General features: G+C 61.2%; 4 protein-coding genes. 3 read left to right on the top strand and 1 reads right to left on the bottom strand.

Annotated elements, in window-relative coordinates; genetic code table 11:
• From QCE64_RS36235 to QCE64_RS36225, 3 genes are all read left to right on the top strand, one after another.
• Positions 1-392: hypothetical protein (locus tag QCE64_RS36235; RefSeq protein ID WP_310009151.1), on the top strand; the 392-nt coding region annotated here is incomplete at its 5' end.
• Positions 379-882: a hypothetical protein gene (locus tag QCE64_RS36230; RefSeq protein ID WP_310009148.1), complete on the top strand. Its 504-nt coding sequence runs from the start codon at positions 379-381 to the stop codon at positions 880-882. The genes QCE64_RS36235 and QCE64_RS36230, both read left to right, overlap by 14 nt.
• On the top strand, positions 879-1,262 hold the full coding sequence (locus QCE64_RS36225) for a hypothetical protein (RefSeq protein WP_310009146.1): 384 nt from the start codon (positions 879-881) through the stop codon (positions 1,260-1,262). The genes QCE64_RS36230 and QCE64_RS36225 overlap by 4 nt, the downstream gene beginning before the upstream one ends.
• A 393-nt stretch (positions 1,263-1,655) precedes the next feature.
• Here QCE64_RS36225 and QCE64_RS36220 read toward each other — a convergent pair whose 3' ends face one another.
• The gene (locus QCE64_RS36220) at positions 1,656-2,192 is read right to left on the bottom strand and encodes a hypothetical protein (protein WP_310009144.1); all 537 of its coding nucleotides are present in this window, start codon (positions 2,190-2,192) and stop codon (positions 1,656-1,658) included.
• Positions 2,193-2,585: the final 393 nt, after the last annotated feature.

Genomic DNA, 2,585 nt, shown 5'->3' with positions numbered 1-2,585 from the left:
CAGCCGGCGCTGCCGCCGCAGCCGTGGGCGGGAAACCGCCGCTGACCGTGTCACCGATCTCATCACCAGCCCGGCCGCGCGCCGGGCTTTTCATTTCTGGAGGGCACATGCCTCTCATCCCATTTACCCGCTGGCGGCTGACGCTGGCCACCGGGTGGCAGAAGCTGCACACGAAGGGAACCGTCATCGCGGGCGCCGCGTTTACTGCGCTCGCCGGCGCAGGCCCGCTCATCTCGCAGGCGTGGTCCGGCATGCCGCGCGAACTGCGCGACGTGATCCCGCAGAACGTGCAGCAGTGGATCGCATACACGATCTTCGGGCTGACGTTCATCGCCATCCGTTACACGTCGGTGCATCGCGTGCCGAAGGAGGCCGGCGATGGAACTCAGTGACGTCATCCGCGCGGCGGTCGCGCCGGCACTCGCGATCTTGCCGTATCAGATGGACACCGGCGAAGCGCGCGTCATGCTGCTGAGCATCGGGCTGCAGGAATCGCGCTTCGCGACGCGGCAGCAGATGGGTGGCGGCCCGGCGCGCGGCTTCTGGCAATGCGAGCAGGGCACGCAGGCAAGCCGCGGCGGTGTGTGGGGCTTCTACCTGCATCCGTCCAGCCGGTATTGGCTCAGCGTGCTCTGCAAGGCGCGCGGCGTCGCCTTCGATCCGGTTGCGATCTATGGCGCGCTCGACAAGGACGACGTGCTGGCTGCCGGCGTCGCGCGGCTCGGCCTTTTCACCGACCCGAAGCGGCTGCCGGAAATCGACGACGCCGTGGGCTCGTGGGCGCTGTACCAGCGCGTCTGGCGTCCTGGCAAACCGAAGCCCGACACGTGGCCCGCGCTCCACGCGCAGGCCGTCGCGGCCGTCACCGGAGAAATCGCATGATCGAACTTGTGATGAAGCTCGGGCCATGGATTGGCATGGGCCTCGCCGCGGCGTGGGCGTTGTTCACGCACATGAGTGCGAAGACCAAGGTGGCGGACGCTCAGCTGCAGGCGCAGGCCGGCGTGGCGGCCGCGCAGGGGAAGCAACAGGTGGCAGAAGACAACCTAAACGCGCGCAAGACGGCCGATGTACAGGCGGACGCCGATGCGGCAAAGACTGCGGCCACGGCCGCGCAGGAGCGAACCGATGTGGAAAACTCTCAAGCTGCTCTCGACGACGCTGCTGCTCGCGCTGAGCTTCTCAAGCTGCTCCACGGCTCCGGCGCAGACAACCCCGGAACCGGTCAAGGAAGTGCCGGGACCGACCCGGGTCGTGGATAACTCGTGCCTGTATTTCAAGTCGATCACGCCGACCGACGATGACGTACGCCTGATGTCGCGCGGTTTGGTCAATCAGATCGCCACTCACGACAAGGTCGGTAGGCAGCATTGTGGGTGGGCGTTTGGCGAGAGATAGTGCGAAGACGGAGGGCGCCTATTTCATAAAAAAGCCCCGCAGTGGCGGGGCTTTAGAGGCAGATCGTTGTTTCAGGCGGCTCGCTGAGCGAGAGAAGCGGATCGCTGATGGCTAGGGCATAGGGCGGCAGCAAACTGATCATCGGGAAGCGTTTTCGCGATTGCGACGAATTCGTCTGCAATGCGCGAAGCTACGTCCCTTAAAACTTGTTCCGGAACGCTCTTCAGATGTGAAACCGACATTTTTCTCTCCTGCGGTCAGATTTGGACCTCGATGACCAGCCAGCGACCCTGCATGCTGACTGAAACTTTTTCGAAGGGCTTGTCGGCAACTCGTTGCGCCAAGCCCGAAAGGATCTCAAGCAGGTGATTGTTCCGCCCGTAAAGCTTGATAACCCGTGACGCATGAACCGTACCCAACTGGATGGTTCCGGCGATCGCCGCATAGTAAATATCGAGTACCGCTCGGCGCTTTTCAAGGTCTCCGGCGATGAGCACCTCATCAAATTCCGGTGAAAGATCCACTTGCAACATCTTCAGCCGGCCCAATTGCAAACCCGGCTTCGGCGTGTGGACCACTGACACTACCGCTAACGCATACTTAGTACCGTTCGCGAACACACCATAAGAATAGGTATTATCCTTCGCTTTTTCGTACGTTGCATATTCCATCGCCCCAGCAAGCACGCGGCGATAGTCAAGATCGAACATTTCATGTTCGGTAAGAAATTCATCCCACTGCCGGGTCGTCGAATCGATCGCCTCGCCGTCGAACTGTTTGAGTGTGAGTTCCATCGTGTTTCTTGAGCGTTGATTGCACATGCTTACGGCGTTCAACGCGGATTCTTTAGGGCCTACTCATGGGTAAAGCTCGGTCGCCGAATACTATCGTTATCAATTCAGTCGCTCTATTAATTTTTCCTATCGATACAGTAGGACGATTGGCGGCAAGGTCTCGCTGTCGTGCGATTGCCCGGGATTTTCCACACGGAGTGCGGAAAGGACTCGGCGCGCGCGGGATGGGTCATGGCTCCCCAAGTTTGGCGTCAGCGGACATAAGCAGTCGCAGGCCCGGGAAGTAGACGTCGCATCGCTCATGCTGCGCGGCGGCGGTGCGCCTTGGACAGACGGCCCGCTCGGCCCCGAGATCTGTCATAGCGAAGTCCTCGCGGTACTCGGCGATCAATC

The sequence above is a fragment of the Caballeronia sp. LZ043 genome (genome assembly GCF_031451075.1).
Classification (GTDB): Bacteria; Pseudomonadota; Gammaproteobacteria; order Burkholderiales; family Burkholderiaceae; genus Caballeronia.
This window is presented reverse-complemented; position numbering and strand designations above follow the sequence as displayed.